The organism is Saccharopolyspora taberi (assembly GCF_039534165.1).
In the GTDB taxonomy this organism is placed as follows: Bacteria; Actinomycetota; Actinomycetes; order Mycobacteriales; family Pseudonocardiaceae; genus Saccharopolyspora_D; species Saccharopolyspora_D taberi.
On the sequence record NZ_BAAAUX010000011.1, the window covers coordinates 197,114 to 215,047 of the forward strand.

The 17,934-nt window shown below is 71.7% G+C and carries 16 protein-coding genes; 7 read left to right on the forward strand and 9 right to left on the reverse strand.

The window, feature by feature from the left end; translation table 11 throughout:
• Nucleotides 1–571 (reverse strand): WXG100 family type VII secretion target (locus ABD691_RS10075; protein ID WP_486374892.1); only part of this gene is annotated, 571 nt, incomplete at its 3' end.
• Nucleotides 572–652: 81 nt separating this feature from the next.
• Nucleotides 653–3,589 carry an AfsR/SARP family transcriptional regulator gene (locus tag ABD691_RS10080; RefSeq protein ID WP_344679281.1) on the reverse strand — a complete coding sequence of 979 codons (2,937 nt, stop codon included), beginning with the start codon at nucleotides 3,587–3,589 and terminating at the stop codon, nucleotides 653–655.
• 287 nt (nucleotides 3,590–3,876) lie between these two features.
• On the opposite strand from ABD691_RS10080, the gene ABD691_RS10085 reads away from it, so the two are divergent.
• Nucleotides 3,877–5,088, forward strand: a complete 1,212-nt coding sequence (locus ABD691_RS10085; protein WP_344679282.1) for an MFS transporter — start codon at nucleotides 3,877–3,879, stop codon at nucleotides 5,086–5,088.
• Nucleotides 5,089–5,098: 10 nt separating this feature from the next.
• On the opposite strand, the gene ABD691_RS10090 is transcribed toward ABD691_RS10085, so the two are convergent.
• The 3 genes from ABD691_RS10090 to ABD691_RS10100 form a co-directional block, all read right to left on the reverse strand.
• Nucleotides 5,099–5,881, reverse strand: coding sequence for an enoyl-CoA hydratase/isomerase family protein (locus tag ABD691_RS10090; RefSeq protein WP_344679284.1), 783 nt, complete (start codon nucleotides 5,879–5,881; stop codon nucleotides 5,099–5,101).
• A 129-nt stretch (nucleotides 5,882–6,010) separates the two neighbouring features.
• Complete coding sequence (locus ABD691_RS10095; RefSeq protein WP_344679285.1) at nucleotides 6,011–6,436, reverse strand: DoxX family protein; 426 nt, start codon at nucleotides 6,434–6,436, stop codon at nucleotides 6,011–6,013.
• A gap of 184 nt (nucleotides 6,437–6,620) precedes the next feature.
• A complete protein-coding gene (locus ABD691_RS10100) occupies nucleotides 6,621–7,517 on the reverse strand; it encodes a TIGR03619 family F420-dependent LLM class oxidoreductase (protein ID WP_344679286.1) in 897 nt (298 codons plus the stop codon).
• A 200-nt stretch (nucleotides 7,518–7,717) separates the two neighbouring features.
• Between ABD691_RS10100 and ABD691_RS10105 the strand changes: the two genes are divergently transcribed.
• Nucleotides 7,718–8,335: a TetR/AcrR family transcriptional regulator gene (locus ABD691_RS10105; RefSeq protein ID WP_344679287.1), complete on the forward strand. Its 618-nt coding sequence runs from the start codon at nucleotides 7,718–7,720 to the stop codon at nucleotides 8,333–8,335.
• A gap of 92 nt (nucleotides 8,336–8,427) precedes the next feature.
• The gene (locus ABD691_RS10110) at nucleotides 8,428–9,837 is read left to right on the forward strand and encodes an endoglycoceramidase I (RefSeq protein ID WP_344679289.1); all 1,410 of its coding nucleotides are present in this window, start codon (nucleotides 8,428–8,430) and stop codon (nucleotides 9,835–9,837) included.
• A gap of 17 nt (nucleotides 9,838–9,854) precedes the next feature.
• Here the strand turns inward: ABD691_RS10110 and ABD691_RS10115 are convergent, their stop codons facing one another.
• The 4 genes from ABD691_RS10115 to ABD691_RS10130 all read right to left on the reverse strand — a co-directional run bounded on the left by ABD691_RS10115 (nucleotide 9,855) and on the right by ABD691_RS10130 (nucleotide 12,658).
• Nucleotides 9,855–10,328, reverse strand: a complete 474-nt coding sequence (locus tag ABD691_RS10115; RefSeq protein WP_344679291.1) for a hypothetical protein — start codon at nucleotides 10,326–10,328, stop codon at nucleotides 9,855–9,857.
• 169 nt (nucleotides 10,329–10,497) lie between these two features.
• A complete protein-coding gene (locus tag ABD691_RS10120; RefSeq protein ID WP_344679293.1) occupies nucleotides 10,498–11,322 on the reverse strand; it encodes an SDR family oxidoreductase in 825 nt (274 codons plus the stop codon).
• A gap of 87 nt (nucleotides 11,323–11,409) precedes the next feature.
• Nucleotides 11,410–12,315, reverse strand: a complete 906-nt coding sequence (locus ABD691_RS10125) for an MBL fold metallo-hydrolase (protein WP_344679295.1) — start codon at nucleotides 12,313–12,315, stop codon at nucleotides 11,410–11,412.
• 49 nt (nucleotides 12,316–12,364) lie between these two features.
• Nucleotides 12,365–12,658, reverse strand: a complete 294-nt coding sequence (locus ABD691_RS10130; protein ID WP_344679296.1) for a hypothetical protein — start codon at nucleotides 12,656–12,658, stop codon at nucleotides 12,365–12,367.
• A gap of 28 nt (nucleotides 12,659–12,686) precedes the next feature.
• Here ABD691_RS10130 and ABD691_RS10135 point away from each other — a divergent pair, with 28 nt between their 5' ends.
• From ABD691_RS10135 to ABD691_RS10150, 4 genes are read left to right on the forward strand one after another with little or no spacing between them, the layout of a single operon-like run.
• A complete protein-coding gene (locus tag ABD691_RS10135; protein ID WP_344679297.1) occupies nucleotides 12,687–14,108 on the forward strand; it encodes a family 2B encapsulin nanocompartment shell protein in 1,422 nt (473 codons plus the stop codon).
• A gap of 25 nt (nucleotides 14,109–14,133) precedes the next feature.
• On the forward strand, nucleotides 14,134–15,531 hold the full coding sequence (locus tag ABD691_RS10140; RefSeq protein WP_344679298.1) for a family 2B encapsulin nanocompartment shell protein: 1,398 nt from the start codon (nucleotides 14,134–14,136) through the stop codon (nucleotides 15,529–15,531).
• A gap of 28 nt (nucleotides 15,532–15,559) precedes the next feature.
• Nucleotides 15,560–16,600, forward strand: coding sequence for a polyprenyl synthetase family protein (locus ABD691_RS10145; RefSeq protein WP_344679299.1), 1,041 nt, complete (start codon nucleotides 15,560–15,562; stop codon nucleotides 16,598–16,600).
• Nucleotides 16,601–16,637: 37 nt separating this feature from the next.
• The gene (locus ABD691_RS10150; protein ID WP_344679300.1) at nucleotides 16,638–17,894 is read left to right on the forward strand and encodes a family 2 encapsulin nanocompartment cargo protein terpene cyclase; all 1,257 of its coding nucleotides are present in this window, start codon (nucleotides 16,638–16,640) and stop codon (nucleotides 17,892–17,894) included.
• Nucleotides 17,895–17,934 lie beyond the last annotated feature (40 nt).

Genomic DNA, 17,934 nt, shown 5'->3' on the forward strand with positions numbered 1-17,934 from the left:
CCCGGCGGCCCTCCATCACCTCGGCCACCCGGAACAGCACCTGGCCCCGGTTGTAGGCGGTCGCGCCGGACCAGCCGCCGAACGCCTTGCGCGCGGCCGAAACCGCGTCACCGGCGTTCTGGGTCGCCTGCGAGACGGTGCCCGCCCGGCTGCCGATCTCGGAGGTCCGGTTCCCGAGCTTGCCGAGATCTTCGGCGGCGACCTGGGCCGCCTGCCCGCTCCAGTTCCGCTGGAGGGCGTCGCGCTGGCCGTGCAGACCTTCGGCGTGACCGTTGAGCTCGGTCCCGTGCCGGTCCCACTCCGCGGCGACATCGCTGACGTCGGCGACGTCGGCGCCCTGCCACAGCATTTCGTAGAGCTGCTCGTGGGAGTAGGCGTTCCAGTTCGTCGCGCCCTCCGGGATCGGCGAGCCGAAGTAGCCCTCCCACACGTTGCGCAAGGCGTTCACGACCGGTTTGCCGAGCTCTCCGGCAGGCCCGCCCTGGTCCAGCACGGAGGTGGCGGCCTGCGCCAGGCCCTGCACCCCGGCCGACGCCGTGTCGATCAGGTTTTCCTCGCCCTGGTCGGTCATTTCCTGTTTTCCGTCTTCCTGCGCGATGCGGCTGGGGCGCAAACGCTATCGGGCAGCGATGAAATCCTGATGAAGTGCAGGTCAGAGCCGTTGCCTGCGGACCAGCTCCAGACCTTCGAGCGCGCGGGCCCGTTCGGCGTCCGCACCGCCGCCGTGGGGGAACGCACCGCGTCCGCGCGGGACGCCGAGGGCGGACTCGAACTGCTCGCGCGCCTCGTCGGCGCGCCCGGCCGCGAGGTAGGTGGCGCCCAGCCGGTTGCGGATCTCCGGCTCGACCAGCGCCGCGGTCTCCTCGTTCACGACGGTCAGCGCCCGCCGGTGCAGTCCGATCGCGGTGTCGATGTTGCCCAGTTCCTGTTCGGCGGTGCCGAGCCTGGTCAGCGACGCGGCGATGAGCACGATGTCGGCGGTCTGCTCCGCCATCGCGACCGCCTCGCGCAGCGACACCGCCGCATCGGCGAACTTGCCGAGGGAGAGCTGGATGCTGCCGGTGAAGCACAGGGTCCGGCCCGCCATCCCCGGGCTGCCGATCTTCTCGCCCAGCACCCGGAACTCGCCGAAGCGCTGGAGCGCCTCCTCGTGCCGCCCCTGGACGTGCTCCAGGTAGCCGAGGCTGGAACTGGCCCGCTCGACGAGCCAGTTGTTCTCCGCCTCGCCCGCCATCGCCATCGCCTCGGTCAGGGCCTCCTGCGCCCTGGCGTGTTCCCCGGACACCGCCCACACCACGCCCATGCCCCCCAGGGCCCGGGCCTCCTCACGGCGGTCGCCCACCTGCCTGCTGCTGTGCAGCGCGTCCTCCAGCCAGCTGCGGCCTCGTTCGAAATGCCCCTGCATGCCGTAGGCGAAGCCCATGCAGAACCGCAACGCGGGGATCATCCGCTGGTCGCTGGTCCCGCCGAGGCACGGCAGCGCGATCTCCAGCATCGCGCGGCATTCGTGGAACCGGCCCCGCCGGACCAGGTGGTCCACAACGGACTCCGCGATCCAGCAGGCGTCGTCGTCGTGGCCGGTGGCCGCGGCGTACGAGACCACGTCGGTGAAGTCACCGGCGGCGTCCAGCCAGGCGACCGCTTCCTCCAGGCCGCCGAACGGCGCCTCGTCCGGTGCCGGTCCGGTCGGGTAGCTCGACGCGCCCCAGTCGCTCGCGCGCCTGCCCGCGGCGGCGTAGAGCCGGAACAGCCCGGTGCGGGCGGCTGCGACTTCGGCGGGCCGCTCGGCGGCGAGCCGCCGCGCGTACACGGCGACCAGGTCGTGCAGCCGGTACCGGCCGGTCGCGGGCTGCTGGACCAGGTTCGCGTCGACCAGGCGCTCCAGCGTGCGCTCGGCCTCGCGCGCCGGGCACGCCAGCATCGCCGCCGCCGCGAGGACGTCCACATCGGACGTCGGCGACAGGCCCAGGGCGCGGAACGCGCGCTGTTCGGCGACCGGGAGCTGGCGGTAGGACAGCCGGAAGGCCGCCTCCACGCTGCGGTCCTCAACGGCCAGCTCGCCGATCCGGTCCGCGTCGTCGGACAGCCTGGCCGCGAAGTCCGCGAACGTCCACATGGGACGGCTTTGCAGCCGCGCCCCGGCGATGCGCAGCGCCAGCGGAAGCCTGCCGCACAGCTGCGCCAGCTGCCGCACCTCGGCATGCGCGCCGTCCGGCCGCGAGCCGCCCACAACGCGGGTGAGCAGGCCCTCGGCCGCGTCGAGATCCAATGGCCCCAAGGAAATCCGGGGCTCGGCGTCCAGCCCGGCGAGCCGCCTGCGGCTGGTCACCAGCACCCGGCTGCCCGCTCCGGCGGGCAGCAGCGGGCGCACCTGGTCGGCGCGCGTCGCGTCGTCGAGCACCAGCAGCAGCCGAAGTGAAGCGGTCGCCGACCGCCAGTACGCGGAAAGTTCGTCCAGATCGTCCGGAATGTTGCTGTCGTCGACACCGACGGCCCGCAGCAGCCGTCGCAGGGCCCGTTGCGGCGTCAGCGCTTCCCGGCTCTCGCTGTGCCCGTGCAGATCCACGAACAGGCAGCCGTCGGGGCATTGCTCGCGAAGAACGCGCGCGGCGGTGACCGCGAGTGCGGTCTTCCCCGATCCCGCCACGCCGTCAACCGCGGCGACCGACACCGCGCCAGGACCGACAGGAGCGGTGAGCTGCGCGAGTTCCCCGTCCCGGCCGACCAGTTCACCGACGTCGGCGGGAAGTTCGTCGCGCGGGGCGGGCTGCGGGGCTGCGGGCTTGGACGGCCGCGGAGTGACGCCGAGGGCGTTGTCGTCACCGCGCAGCACCGCCTCTTGCAGGCGGCGGGACTCGTCGCCCGGCTCCACTCCCAGGTCCTCCACCAACCGGCGGCGCAGCTCGGTGAACACCGCCAGCGCGTCGGCCCGCCTGCCGCTGGCGTACAGGCCGCGCATCAGCAGCCCGGCCAGCGTCTCGTTGTGCGGGTGCGCCGCAGTCAGCGCGGACAGCTCACCCACCGCTTCGACGTGGCGGTCCAGCTGCAACTGGCATTCGAGCTTCTGCTGCGACAACGCGATCCGGCGTTCGGACAGCCGGCGCCGCTCCCCCTCCGCGAACGGCCCGGGAAGCCCGGCGAGCGGTTCGCCCTCGAACAGCGCGAGGGCTCGCGAGCACGCCTCGACCGAAGCCGGGAGGTCACCGGCACGCCGCGCTTCCCGCGCCTCGCGGGAGAACTCCTCCAGCTTGGCGGCATCCACCCAGATCCCGCGGCTGAGGAACCGGTAGCCGCTCCGGTCGCCGCCGATCACCGGGCGGCCGTCACCGGTCCCGAGGCACTTGCGCAACCGGTAGATGTAGCCGGGCACGACCTTCAGGCCCGTGCCGGGCGGCTCCGCGCCCCACACGCCGTCGAGCAGCTCCTGCTGGCTGACCGTCACGTCCGGGCGCAGCACCAGACCGGCGAGGAAGGCCTGCTGCCGGACCGGCCCCAGGTCCAGCGGCTCGTCACCGCGCCAGGCCCGCAGCGGACCGAGGACGGTGATCCTGAGCCGCTGAGCCGAACCGGCCACCCGCAGATCGCTCATCTGCCCCCCGACAACACGTTCGAAGCATACGACAACCGCCGATCATGCTTCCGCGAAACGAAAAAGAAGCCCACCGCCTCCTTCACGCGTGTGAGTGAGTCGCGACTACGCAGTGTCCCGACTCACTCCGGCTCAGCTGGACATGCCCCCGGACGGGCGTTGAGACTGGAGACCAGACAGTCGATGGCGACGACGCCGATTACCGACTGTCTTTCTTTGTGCCGCGATTCTGTATCGATACAGTACGGCGGCCACCACACCCGCTTCCTTCCCCCGAGAGGAGAACCGTGCCCATCGCGCTGCTCGCGCTGGCCCTCGGCGCATTCGGCATCGGCACGACCGAGTTCGTCATGATGGGCGTGCTGCCGCAGGCAGCTGCCGACCTCGGCGTCTCGATCCCGGCCGCGGGCAACCTGATCACCGGTTACGCGCTGGGCGTGGTGATCGGAGCGCCGACGCTGACGGTGCTGGGCGCCAGGCTGCCCGGCAGGACGATGCTCGTGGCGATGCTTGGCCTGTTCACCGTCGGCAACGCGCTGTTCGCGCTGTCCCCGAGCGCGGGCGCGGGCGTGGCGCTGCGGTTCCTGTCCGGCCTGCCGCACGGCGCGTTCTTCGGCGTCGGCGCGGTGGTGGCCGCCGGGATGGTCGGCCGCGGCGACCGGGCCAAGGCGGTCTCGATGATGTTCATGGGCCTGACGCTGGCCAACGTCGTCGGCGTCCCGCTGGGGACGCTGCTCGGGCAGAACCTCGGCTGGCGGGCCACCTTCGCGGTCGTGGCCGGGATCGGGCTGGTCGCCGTCGCCGCCGTCCTGCGGTTGGTGCCCGCCACCGGCGGGCCCGCGCCGGAGCAGGTCTCGCTGCGCGGGCAGCTCGCCGCCTTCCGCCTCCCGCAGGTGTGGCTGGCGCTGGCGATCGTCACCTTCGGCCTCGGCGGGACCTTCGCGTGCCTGAGCTACCTGACCCCGGTCCTGACCGACGTGTCCGGGTTCTCCCCGTCCGGCGCGACGGTCCTGCTCGTGGTGGCCGGTCTCGGCATGACGCTGGGCAACTTCCTCGGCGGCCGGGTCGCCGATCGGGCGCTGGTGCCCGGACTGCTCGTCGTGCTGGTCGGCCTGACCGCCGTGCTCGGCGCGTTCACCGTCACGGCGGGCGACCCGATCACCGCGGTGCTGACCGTGTTCCTGATCGGCGTCGGCGGTTTCATGGTCGCGCCGATCATGCAGGCGATGATCATGGAGAAGGCCGGCGGGACGCCGATGCTCGTGTCGGCCGCGCTCCAGTCGGCGTTCAACATCGCGAACTCGATCGGCGCCTGCCTGGGCGGTCTGGTGATCGCCCACGGGTTCGGCCTGGTGGGTCCGAGCCTGGTGGGTTCGCTGCTTTCCGTTGTCGGCCTGGGTCTGGCCCTGCTGTCCGGCGGTCTCGATCGCCGGGCCCGACGGGCTGCTCCGCGGCCTGCCGTTCCGGCCGAGAGCGGGCCGGTGCTGGTTCCGGCGTGACGCCGCGGGATCAGCGGCCGCCGACGGCCCGGTCCGGGAAGACGGGCGCCCGCCTGGCGGCGAAAGCTTCGAGACCGACGGGCAGATCGCCGTTCTCGGCCTCCTGCCACCGGTCCGCCACCTCCGCGGGCACCTCGCCGGTCGCCGCGGCGAAGCCGATCATCTCCTTCGCCGCGGCGGTGCTCACCGACGAGCGGGACGCGACCGTGCGGGCGACCGACTCCGCGCTCGCCAGCACCCCGCCCTCGTCCGCGAGGTCGGTGACGATCCCGTGGCGCAGGGCGGTGCGGGCGTCGATCAGGTCCGCGGTGAACAGCAGCCGCTTCGCCACCGCCGGTCCCACCGTCCGGACCAGGCGCGCGACCGACGCCGCCGGGTAGACGATCCCCAGCTTGGCCGGGGTGACCGCGAACCGGGCTCCCGGGGCGGCGACGCGGATGTCGCAGGCGATGGCCAGCTGCACACCGCCCCCGACGCAGTAGCCGTCGATGGCCGCGATGGTCGGGACCGGGCAGTGCGCGAGCGCTTCCTCCACCCGGACGAAGTCGCCGGTCGCGGCGGTCTCGGTTCCCGGCCGGAACTCCGAGAGGTCCATCCCGGCGCAGAAGTCCCCGGCCGCACCCGTGACCACGACGGCCTTGACGTCGGCGCGGCCGGCCAGCTCGGCGAAGACCTCCACCATGCGGTCGCGCATGGGCCGGGTGAGGGCGTTCTTGCTGGCCGGGTTGTGCAGCACGAGCGTGGCGACGCTCGCCTCCACGCTGACGGCCACGGAGGAGGCTGGCGTGTCCATGCCGTGCGGTCCTTTCGACACCGGTGGGTCCGACAGGACGTTACCCGCCGGTACCGGCGGGCAACGCGGCGCCACTCCTCTGTCCACTGTGCACAGAACCGGCGCCCGGCCCGGCGGACCGGGCGCAGGTCATGCCGTCTGCGCGCTCCTCCCGGAGAGCAGGCGCAGGAGCTGCGCCGTCCGGTCCCGGCGCCCCCACGCGACGACGGCGACCACGAGCAGCGTCACCGCCGGGAACACCGCCATGACCGGCGCCTGCGCGAAGCTGATGACGGTCGCGAAGACCAGCAGGAGCACCAGGCCCGCGCTGGCCAGGCCGGACAGCACCGGGATCAGCAGCCCGACACCGCCCGCCAGCTCGGCGACACCGGCGACGTAGCGCAGCCACTGCCCGGCCCCCATGGCCTCGAAACCGGCCACGGTCAGCGGATCGCTGGTCAGCTTGCCGTACGCGCCGAACAGGAACAGCGCGGCGATCAGCACCTGGAGCACCCACAGGACGACGTTCCACGCGCCCGATGCGGCGGCGGGTCCTGTGTTGGCGTTGGCGGTCACGGTCGAACTCCTCGAATCAAGGTCCGCACGGCTTGAGCGGTACCGGCGGACGACGTCGTCCCAGCGCAGCCCGGAGAATCGGACATGCCGTTCGGATCATAAGCAGATGCCTGTCGCGAATACCAGTGATGTCCGATATCGCTCCCATTGACCGGAAATCCGCAGCGCACAACGCAAGGGCGGACTACACGCGCCGGAGGATGTACCCCGCCATCTCCAGCACGTGGTCGAAATCGGTGCCCAAGAACATCAGGTCCACCAGGGCGTGCTCGACGCCTGCCTCGTCCCGCGCCCGCCGGATCGTGGTGACGATCTGGTCGAGCGTCGCGGTGTGGTCGGGGTAGACGCGCAGGATCAGGCCGAGCCCACCGGGATCGCGTCCCGCTTCCTCGGCCATCTGGCGGATCTGGCGCATCGGCGCCGCGACGGCGGCGGCCGGGTCGACGTCGCCGGGCACCGGCAGGATCGGCAGCCAGCCGTCCGCGGAGCGGGCGATCCGCCGCAGCGCGGCGGGCGCGAAGCCGCCGAGGTACACCGGCGGGTGCGGGCGCTGGATCGGCTTGAGCCGGGCGTGGGTCGGCGGCACGCTCCAGTGCTCGCCGTCGAACTCGGCCACGTCGTCGGTCCAGAGCCGCTTCAGCGCCTCCAGGCCCTCGTCGAGCCGGACACCCCGCTCCCGCAACGGAATTCCCGCCGCCCGGAACTCCTCCGGCGACCAGCCCACGCCGAACCCGGCGAGCAGCCGCCCCCGGCTCATCACGTCGATGGTCGTCAGCGACCGGGCCAGGAGCGCGGGCGGGTACCACGGCGCGTTGAGGACGTTGCTGCCCAGCAGCACCTTCTCCGTCGCGGCCGCCGCGGCGCTGAGCAGCGCGAAGGGATCGAGGATCCGGTGGAACTCGTCCGGGATCGTGTCGGCGCCGGGCGGGTACCCGACCTCCGGGGAGACCGGGGCGAGGAGCCGGTCACCGACCCAGAGGCTGGCCGCGCCCAGCCCCTCGGCCTCGCGGGCGAACCCGGCGATGCCGTCGGCCTGATGAGCCAGCGCGCCCAGCTGCGGAAGGCTGAACCCGATGCGCATGGAGACCTCCTTGGCGGAAAAGACGTTTCCGCGGTAGCTGCTTTGCCGGGGACGACGCTACACGCAAAAGCGGAGACTTCTCCAGTTAGGTCCCGAACCGCTGGCAGGACGGTCGGCAGGCGGTTCCGGGCGGAACCTACGATGGCTCTGGTCTGACCTTTCGGCGCCGAAGGGCAGCGCGGAGAGAGAGGTTGGCGGTCATGGCAGGACGAACCCGCAACGGCGCGTTGCCGATCATCGGCCAGCGACCGGCCGAGCGCGCCGACGCCGCGCGCAACCGGCGCAAGATCCTGGAGGCCGCCTCGCGGCTCATCGCCGAGAGCGGCCCCGAGAACCTGTCCCTGGACGAGGTCGCCGACGTGGCGCGGGTCGGGGTCGGCACGGTGTACCGCCGCTTCGGGGACCGGGCCGGGCTCGTCCAGTCCCTGCTGGACGATCGCGAACTCCGGTTCCAGGAGGCGTTCATGCAGGGGCCACCGCCGCTGGGCCCGGGCGCGCCGCCCGCGGAGCGCGTCCGCGCGTTCCTGCACGCCCACGTCGACCGGGTCGACGACCAGGCCGAACTGCTGCTGGTCGCCGAGGCCACCAGCCCGGAGGTCCGCTACCACGACGGCCCCTACCCGCTCCTGCACCTGCACCTCGTGACGCTGCTGAACCAGCTCCGGCCCGGCGCGAACGCGCACTACCTCGCCCATGCACTGCTCGCTCCGCTGTCCGCGAGCCTGATCACCCACCAGCGGTCGAACGAGGGGCTAAGCGTCGCCGAGATCAAGGCCGGCATCGACGACCTGCTCGCGTTCACCGGCGTGCGGCCGTAGAGCGCGTCCGGACGCGCCCCGCATGACGTCTGGCCAAACATGAGAATCATTCATATGATCGGTGGCCGGTGCTGCGACCAGCGGGAGGCGCCATGCGGCGACTGGCCGGATTGTTGTTCGCTCTCACCCTGATGTCGTCCCTGCTCGGGGTCGCGACGCCGGCATCGGCCGGTACCGGCGGGCTGCGCGTCGACAACGGCTGGTTCGTCGACGAGCAGAACCGGATCGTGCTGCTGCACGGGGTGAACAACGTCGACAAGCAGGCCCCGTACGTCGAGCCCGGTGACGGGTTCACCCTGACCGCGGCCGATGCGCGGCTGCTGGCCCGGCACGGCTTCAACACGGTCCGGCTCGGGGTTTCCTTCGACGGGCTCATGCCCTCCCCCGGCGACGTCGACGAGTCCTACCTCGACCGGCTCGCCGGTGTCGTCGACGTCCTCGGCGCGGCGGGGATCCACGTGCTGCTGGACAACCACCAGGACGGGCTGAGCAAGAGCTGGGGTGGCAACGGTTTTCCGGAGTGGGCGATCCGGGCGCGACCGCAGCCGTGGGAGCCGAACCCCGGATTCCCGCTCTACTACCTGATGCCGAGCATGAACGCGGCGTGGAACGAGGTCTGGAACAACGACCACGGCGCGGTGGACCACCTCGGCGACGCGCTGGCCGCGCTGGCCTCCCGGGTCGGCGACCACCCGTCGGTGCTCGGGATCGAGCTGCTGAACGAACCCTGGCCGGGCACCGCCTTCCCGACCTGCTACCCGCTGGGCTGCCCGCTGTTCGACCGCCAGTACCAGGCCGTGCACGAGGACCTGACCTCCCGGATCCGCGAGGTCGCCCCGGATCTGCCGGTGTTCTGGGAACCGAACGTGACGTGGAACCAGATGATGCCCACGCATCTCGCCGAACCGCCGCTGACCCCGGCGATCGACGACGAGCAGGTCGCGTTCTCGTTCCACGACTACTGCGTTGCCAGCCAGTCGGCGATCTACCTGGGCATGCCAGAGGAACTGATCGGGCTGTGCCCGGTCCAGCACGACCTCACCTGGGGCCACGCCGACGCGTTCACCGGGCGCACCGGCCTGCCCGCGCTGGTGACCGAGTTCGGCGACGTCGACCCCGAAGTGCTCGGCCACACGCTCTCCCGCGCCGACGACCGCTTCACCGGATGGCAGTACTGGCACTACGAGAGCATCACCGGGCCGCAGCCGGAGGAGGACCCCTTCCTGAGCGAGGCCGGACGCCAGCTCGTGCGCACCTATCCGCGAGCCACCGCGGGCACTCCGGAAGCGATGGACTTCGACCCGGCCACCGGCGACTTCCGCTACACCTACCGGCCCGCGGGCACCGCGCTGACCGAGATCTACGTCTCCGACCTGCACTACCCGGACGGGTACGAGGTCTCGGTCGACGGCGGCGAGGTCACGTCCGCACCCGGAGCACCGGTCGTGACCGTGCGGGCCGGCGGAGCCGGTCCGGTCACGGTGGCCGTGCACCGGCGCTGATCGTCCACAGTGGAGGATCAGGTTCCGGTCGTGGTCCCCGGCCTGCCGCCGAAACCGCCCCGGGCGATCGTCCCGCCCGAAACGGGAACGCTCCCCTGACGGCCGATCACCGGCTGCGCACCGGACTTCGACGTCGGGGTGATGAAGCTGCCGCCGAAGACCTTCGATCCCACCGGCGCGGCGTAGCCGCCGCCGATGGTGGAGTAGTAGTACCACCACGCGCCGACGCCCGGGTGGCTCCCGGGATCGCTCACCTCGGTGGGCGAGTCCTGGCATTCCTCGTCGTCGATCCGTTGCTGGGTGCTGGAATCGACGCACACGGCGACGTAGTCCTGGTAATCGCCGGGATCGGGAGCGGGTGTGATCGGAGGAGGAGCGGGCCGCGGTGACGACGTGGGCGGACTGGGAGTGACCGTCGAACTCGCACCGCTCGCGCACGCCGAGAGCGCGTACGCCGCCGCGACCCACGGCACCAGCCGCAGGACCGACACCTTCGCCGCTGGACCTCTGCGCCCTCCACCCATGCGCAACCCCCTAATGATGATCATGTGCTGGGGCGCCGAGCCTAGGTCAGGACGATCGCGCGCAAGGCGGTTTCGCACAGGTCCGCCGAGAGAAGTGCCGGTGGAGCAGGTGCCGGCCCGCTCCACCGGCCGGGGCTCAGCCGCCGAACACCTCGGCGTTCTCCCGCACCCACTGGGCGTAGGTCCGGGCCGGTCTTCCGGTCACCTCCTCCACGGTGGGCAGGACGGTACGGCCTTCCTCGGGCGGATTCGTCCGCATCCACACGAAGAACCCGATGTCCTCCTCGGAGAAGCCCGCCTCCCGCCACCGCGCGACGATCTCGTCCCGGCTCAGCTCCACGAACCGGATTTCGCGGCCGAGCGCCTCGCTGATCGTCCGCACCTTCTCCGGCGCGGTGAGCGCTTCCGGGCCGGTGAGCCAGTACTGCTTGCCGGCGTGCCCGTCCGAGGTGAGCGCGGTGGCCGCCACCGACGCGATGTCCGCGTCGTGCACCATCGCGCTCGGAGTTCCGGCGAAGGCGTCGCGGACGACGCCCTCCTGCCGGATCGACTCCGCCCATTCCGCGGTGTTGGACATGAACTCGACCGGCGCCAGGTAGGTGTGCTGCACGCCGCTGGCCTCGACCGCCTCGTCCAGCGCGGTCTTCGCAGGCTCGCCCTTGAGCACGGTCACCCTGCCGACCCCGGCTTCCACCGCCAGCTCCATGATCTGCGCTCCGTTGGTCAGCGGCGCGTAGTCGTCGCCGCCGAAACTGATCAGGTGCGCGGCGGTCACCCCGGTGAACGCCCCGGCCAGGCTCGCGGTGTCCGCGAGGTTGCCCGCGACGACCTCGGTGCCCGCGGGAAGATCCGCCCGCGACGGGTCGCGGGTGAGGGCGCGCACCCGGTGCCCGGCCGCCAGCAGTTGCTCGACCAGCCGACGACCGACGTTGCCGGTGGCCCCTGACACGAGAACAGTCATCGATTCCCCTTTCGTCACGGGCGCGAAGCTAACCGGCATCGAGGCCACTTGGCGGCCTCGTTCCCGGGCACCGTCATGGAATCGGCCCTAGACCCACCGGCTGATGGCGAACTTGGTGCCGTCCCGGCGGATCTCCACCACGCCCGTGCCCGCGAAGTGCGCCGGGACGACGAGCTCGCGGTTGTCGGCGGCGCGTTCCAGCACGGCCCGGCGCGTCTCGGCGGCCTTCCCCGGGTCCTCGCAGAAGCAGCTGCTGTGGGCGGGTTCGAGGATCTGGACCGGGGTGTGCAGCAGGTCCCCGACGAAGACCGCGCGGTCGGAGCCGGATTCCAGCCGGACGACGGTGGATCCTGGGGTGTGCCCGGGCGCCGGTTCGAGGACGAGGTTGTCGTCGATGCGGTGTCCGCCTTCCCAAAGGACGGCGCGGTCGAGCACGGGCGCCACGCTGTCGGCGTAGACGAGGTGGCTGCCCTCCAGCCGGACGCGTTCGTGCTCGCTCCGGGGCGCCGGGCGCCGGTGGGCGTTGCCGGGGTCGAAGTACTCCTTGTCGGCGCGCGGGATCAGGTAGGTCGCGTTCGGGAAGGTCGGCTCCCATCCGCCGTCGCTCCCCCGGGTGTTCCAGCCGACGTGGTCGTAGTGCAGGTGGGTGTTGACCACGACGTCGACGTCCTCCGGCCGGACGCCCGCCTCGGCGAGCCGGTCCAGGAACCCGGTGCGCAGCCCGTCGAACATCGGGGCCTGCGGCCGGGTCCGGTCGTTGCCGATGCCGGTGTCGACCAGCACGACCTTGCCCCGGCTGCGCAGGACCCAGGTCTGCATCGCGCCGTGGCAGTTGTCGTTGTCCGGGCGCCAGTGGTCGGGAACCAGCCAGGACTCGTTGGCGCGCCAGGTCTCCGGCTCGCCGCCGGGCAGGATCGTGCGCGCCGCGACGATCTCGCCCTGCCACTCGACGACCCTGCTGACCTCGACCTCGCCCAGGCGGAAGCTGTCCATCCGGCGATGCTATGTACGCCCAACGCGAACATCAATGCGCCGAAGATCGTCAGCCGTTCGGGCGCGCGCCCCCTTGCACCGGACGCACCGCGGGGTGCGACCCGACCGCGACGCCGCAACTCAGCTTTCCCGAAATCACTTCACCACAATCGAGATAATCGCGAATTCGAGCCGGATTCATCAGGCCGAGCGCGGATGATCGCGTCACCCAATTGGCGGCTGTACCTGCTCCGAACGAGAAATAGGATTTCGACCAGACGACCGGCCGACAACAATTGCGAACCAATGGCGACCGGATATCGCACTGCCCGCCGGCAGTCAGTTCGAAAGCTTTCAACCGCATTCATTTCCTTATTCAGGTGGTGTTCTTCGTGACTATTGGGGATTCAACGGGGTCGCCGTCGGCAGCCGAGGCCGCCGAGCAGCAGCTGAGCCTGAGCAGGGCGGCCGCGCGCAATCTCGCGACGACGACCAAGTCCGTCCCGCAGATGCAGGAGATCTCGTCGCGCTGGCTGCTGCGGCTGCTCCCGTGGGAGGAGGCGTCGGGCGGCACCTACCGGGTCAACCGGCGGCTGAGCTACCACGTCGGCGACGGCCGGGTCACCTTCACCAACACCGGCGCCGACATCTCGGTCATCCCCCATGAACTCACCGAGCTGCCGCTGTTCCGCGGCTACGACGACTCCGACGTGCTCGCCGCGCTGGCCGGTCGCTACGAGCAGCGCGAGTACCAGCCCGGCGACGTGATCGTGGAGGCGGGCACCCCGTCCGACCAGTCGTTCCTGATCGCCCACGGCAAGGTCGACAAGGTCGGTCCCGGCGAGTACGGCGAGCAGACCGTGCTGGGCGTGCTCGCCGACGGCGACCACTTCGGCGACGAGACGCTGGCCGACTCGACCACCGTCTGGCAGTACACGGCCCGCGCCGCCACCGCGGTCACCGCGCTGGTCCTGCGCCAGCCCGCCTTCGACGAGGTCCTGGACCAGTCCGGGACGCTGCGCGAACAGCTCGCGAAGTTCCGGGAGTGGGCGGCCAAGGGGCAGAACGAGCACGGCGAGGCCGCGATCGACCTGGCCGCCGGGCACTCGGGCGAGCCCGTGATCCCGGGGACCTACGTCGACTACGAGCTCTCGCCGCGAGAGTACGAGCTCGCCGTCGCGCAGACCGTGCTGCGGGTGCACACCCGGATCGCCGACCTCTACAGCCAGCCGATGGACCAGGTCGAGCAGCAGCTGCGGCTGACCATCGAGGCGCTGCGGGAGCGCCAGGAGCACGAGATGCTCAACAACCGCGAGATCGGCCTGCTGCACAACGCCGACCTCCGCCAGCGCGTCCACACCCGCTCCGGCCCGCCGACGCCCGACGACCTCGACGAGCTGCTCTCGCTGGTGTGGAAGGAACCCGGCTTCTTCCTCGCGCACCCGCGCGCGATCGGCGCCTTCGGCCGCGAGTGCAACAAGCGCGGGCTGTCGCCGGAAAGCGTGGACGTCAATGGGCACAAGGTGCCCGCATGGCGCGGCGTTCCGATCTTCCCGAGCAACAAGATCCCGGTCACCCAGCACAACAGCACGAGCATCCTGCTGGTGCGGGCGGGCAAGGAGAAGCAGGGCGTCATCGGACTGCACCAGACCGGAATTCCGGACGAATACCAGCCCGGCCTTTCGGTGCGGTTCATGAACATCAACGAGAAGGCCATCATCTCCTATCTCGTGTCCACCTATTACTCGGTCGCCGTGCTGACTCCGGACGCACTCGCGATCCTCGACCACGTCGAAATCGGGCGCGAAGACTGAAACAGCGTTTCGGAGGACTGGCACCATGACGGATGTATTTGCGGTTTCCGGCGCCGGGGACCGGCCGGTCAGCCTCGGCACCGCGGCGGCCCGCAACCTGGCGACCACCACGAAGTCGGCGCCGCAGATGCAGGAGATCTCCCCCCGGTGGCTGCTGCGGCGGCTGCCGTGGGAGGAGGTCGAGGCCGGGGCCTACCGGGTCAACCGCAGGCTGACCTACCCGGTGGGCGACGGGCTCGTCACCTTCACCACCGAGGGGCAGCGGGCCCGGGTCGTCCCGGGGGAACTGCGCGAACTCCCGCTGCTGCGCGGATTCGACGACGAAGCCGCGCTGACCGCGCTGGCGGACCGGTTCGAGCAGCGCGAACTCGGGTCCGGTGAGGTGATCGCCGAGCCGGGCGGGGCCGCGGACCGGATCGTGCTGCTCGTGCGCGGCCGGGTCAACAAGGTCCTGCGCGGCGAGTACGGCGACGACATCGTGGCCGACGTGCTCGGCGAGGGGCAGTTCTTCGGGGACGGCGTGCTCGCCAGTTCTGGCCAGCACTGGGAGCACACGTACCGGACGACCACGCCCTGCACGGTGCTGGAACTGCCGCGTTCGGCGGTCGAGGGCGTCGCGGACGCCCACGGCTCCCTGCGGGAGCACGTCCGTGCCCGCGCGGCGGCTCCCCGGCCGGACACCAACAAGCGCGGTGAAGCCCGCATCGACCTCTCCTCCGGGCACGAGGGCGAGGTCTCCGTCCCCGGGACGTTCGTCGACTACGCGACCGAACCCCGCGAGTACGAGCTCGGCGTCGCGCAGACCGTGCTGCGGGTGCACACCCGGGTCGCCGATCTCTACAACGACCCGATGGACCAGACCGAGCAGCAGCTGCGGCTCACCATCGAGGCGCTGCGGGAGCGCCAGGAGCACGAGCTCATCAACAACCCCGAGTTCGGGCTCCTGCACAACATCGATCCCCGGCAGCGGGTGCGGTCGCGCACCGGGGCGCCGACGCCGGACGACTTCGACGCCCTGCTCGGCCGCCGCCGCAAGTCCCGGCTGTTCCTGGCCCACCCGCGCGCGATCGCGGCGTTCGGGCGGGAGTGCAACAAGCGCGGGATCTACCCGGGGACCGCCGACGTCGACGGCAGCCCGGTCCTGACCTGGCGCAACGTGCCGATCTTCCCGTCCGACAAGCTCCCGGTCAGCAGCCGCGGCACGACCCCGGTGCTGTGCATGCGCACCGGGCTCGACGACGCCGGGGTGATCGGGTTGCGGCAGCGGGCAGTTCCGGACGAGTACGAGCCCGGCGTCGGAGTCCGGTCCCTGGGAATCACCGAGAAGGCGATCAGGCAGTACCTGGTCAGCGTTTACTTCTCCGCCGCGGTGCTGGTCCCGGACGCGCTGGGCGTCCTCGACTCCGTCCGGATCGGACGGTGACCACCGCGGGGGAGGGAGCGGAGGCACCGTGACCATCACCCAGCCAGGACCGAGAGCCGCCGACGAGGTGCTGGCCGACTGCCGGCCGCTGGTCGAGCCCGCGCTGCGGGCGGCGGTCGGTACGTTGCCCGCCTCGACCCGCCGCGTCGCCGGGTACCACCTCGGGTGGTGGGGCCGCGACGGCGATCCGGGCGGAGCCGGTCCCAGCGGGAAGGCGATCCGTTCCGCGCTGGTGTTGGCGTCGGCGCAGGCGACCCGGGAGGCGAGCGCGCAGGCGGCGGTGCCCGGGGCGGTGGCGGTGGAACTGGTCCACAACTCCTCGCTGCTGCACGACGACGTGATCGACAACGACACCACCCGGCGCCACCGGCCCACGGCGTGGACGGTTTTCGGTGCGGGGGAAGCGATCCTGGCGGGCAACGCCCTGCAGGTGCTGGCCTGCGACGTGCTCGCGGGCGCCGCTTCCGCGCAGGTGGTTCCCGCGCTGCGGATGCTCGGCGACGCCGTCCAGCAGCTCCTGGACGGCCAGTGCGCCGACCTGGACCTGGAACGCCGGTCCGACGCGAGCCTGTCGGCCTGCGAGGCGATGGCGTGCGGCAAGACCGGTGCGCTCATGGGGTGCGCCTGCGCGCTCGGCTGCCTGCTCGCCGGTGGGACCGCCGAGCAGGTCGAGCACTTCCGCCGGTTCGGGCAGCACCTGGGGCTTGCGTTCCAGCACACCGACGACCTGCTCGGGATCTGGGGCTCACCGGAGGTCACCGGCAAACCGGTGTACTCCGACCTGCGCAACCGCAAGAAGTCGCTGCCCGTGGTGTACGCCATGACGTCCGGGACCCCGGCGGGCCGCGAACTCGTCGCGCTGTTCCAGCACAGCGGTCCCGACGGGCAGCGCGACCTCGCCCGCGCCGGGGCGCTGGTCGAGCAGGCGGGCGGGCGCCGCTGGAGCCGCGCGCAGGCCGACACCCAGCTGGCCCGGGCCCTGCGCCACCTGAAAGCCGCCGCACCGCGCGGGGAAGCCGAAACGGAACTGGTCGCGATGGCCGAGCTCGTCGTTCGGCGCGATCACTGACAGGCGACCACTGAGAGCAGGAAACGAGGAAGTGCAGATGTCCGGCATCGGCGAACAGACCACCATCGGCCCGCGACGGTCGGCGGTGTCCGTGCTGAGCGACATGGCCGGCGCACCGCCCGCCGACCTGACCCGCCTGCTGGGCGGCGGTTCCGGGGAGCCGGCTTCGCTGGCGAGCGTGCGCCGGTTCGCGACGGGCCCGGGCACCGCCGCGTTGCGGTTCCCCCGGCCGCCCGCCGTCGACCTGGCGGACCTGGTGCCGGGCGTCTCGTCGGTGCCCGGCGTCTCATCAGTGCCCAGCGGCCATGACGACGACGAGGACGACGACGCGGAGCCGGAGCTGTTCTGCCCCGGCCCGCTGCGCGACGATCCCGCGCTCGGCGCGGAGGTCGACCGCAGGCTGGTGGAGTGGGCCGAGCAGGTCGGGATCTACCCGGGGCGGCTGGACAAGCTGGCCCGGTACGGCTTCGGCAGGCTGATCATGCTCGCCCACCCCGGCACCGACGACCCGGACCGGCTGCTGGCCGCGACCAAGTGCGTGGTGGCCGAGTGGGCCACCGACGACTACTTCGTCGACGAGGTCGAGCTGGGCGCCGATCCCCGCGTCGTCGGCTCGCGGCTGGCCAAGCTGCACGCCGTGGTCGACCCGGCGCCGCTGACCAAGCGCTACGTCCGCCAGCTCGACGAGTTCCGCACCACGGAGCCGCTGGCGACCGCGTTCCGCACCGCCATGGAGCACCTCGCGCAGTACACGACGGCGAGCCAGATGGGCCGGTTCCAGCACCAGATGTCGATCCTGTTCGTGGCGTGGAACCAGGAGGCGGACTGGCACTCCAACGGCCGCACCCCGCCGGTGTGGGAGTACCTGGTGCAGCGCCACCTCAACAGCTACCTGCCGCCGATGATCCTGGTCGACGCGGTCGCCGGCTACCACCTGTCGGCGGAGGAGTTCTACCACCCGCGGGTCCGGCGCGCGTTCACCATGGCCGGGGACGCCAACGTCCTGCTCAACGACCTGCACTCGGCGGCCTTCGAGTCCGAGACCGACTTCAACCTGCCGCGGGTGATCGCCCGCGAGGACGGCTGCTCCCACGAGGAGGCGATCCGGCGCACGGTCCGGATCCACAACGAGCTCATGCACGCGTTCGTGGCCGAGGCGGCGGTGCTGTGCGCCGTCGGTTCCCCCGCGCTCCGGCGGTTCTTCGCCGACACCTGGGCGTGGCTGGGCGGCAGCCGCGAATGGCACTCCACCACCGGTCGCTACCAGCGCACCGATTCGTCCACTTCGGACTGACCCCGCGGAAGCGGCGTGGCCCGTCCCCGGATCCGGGGAC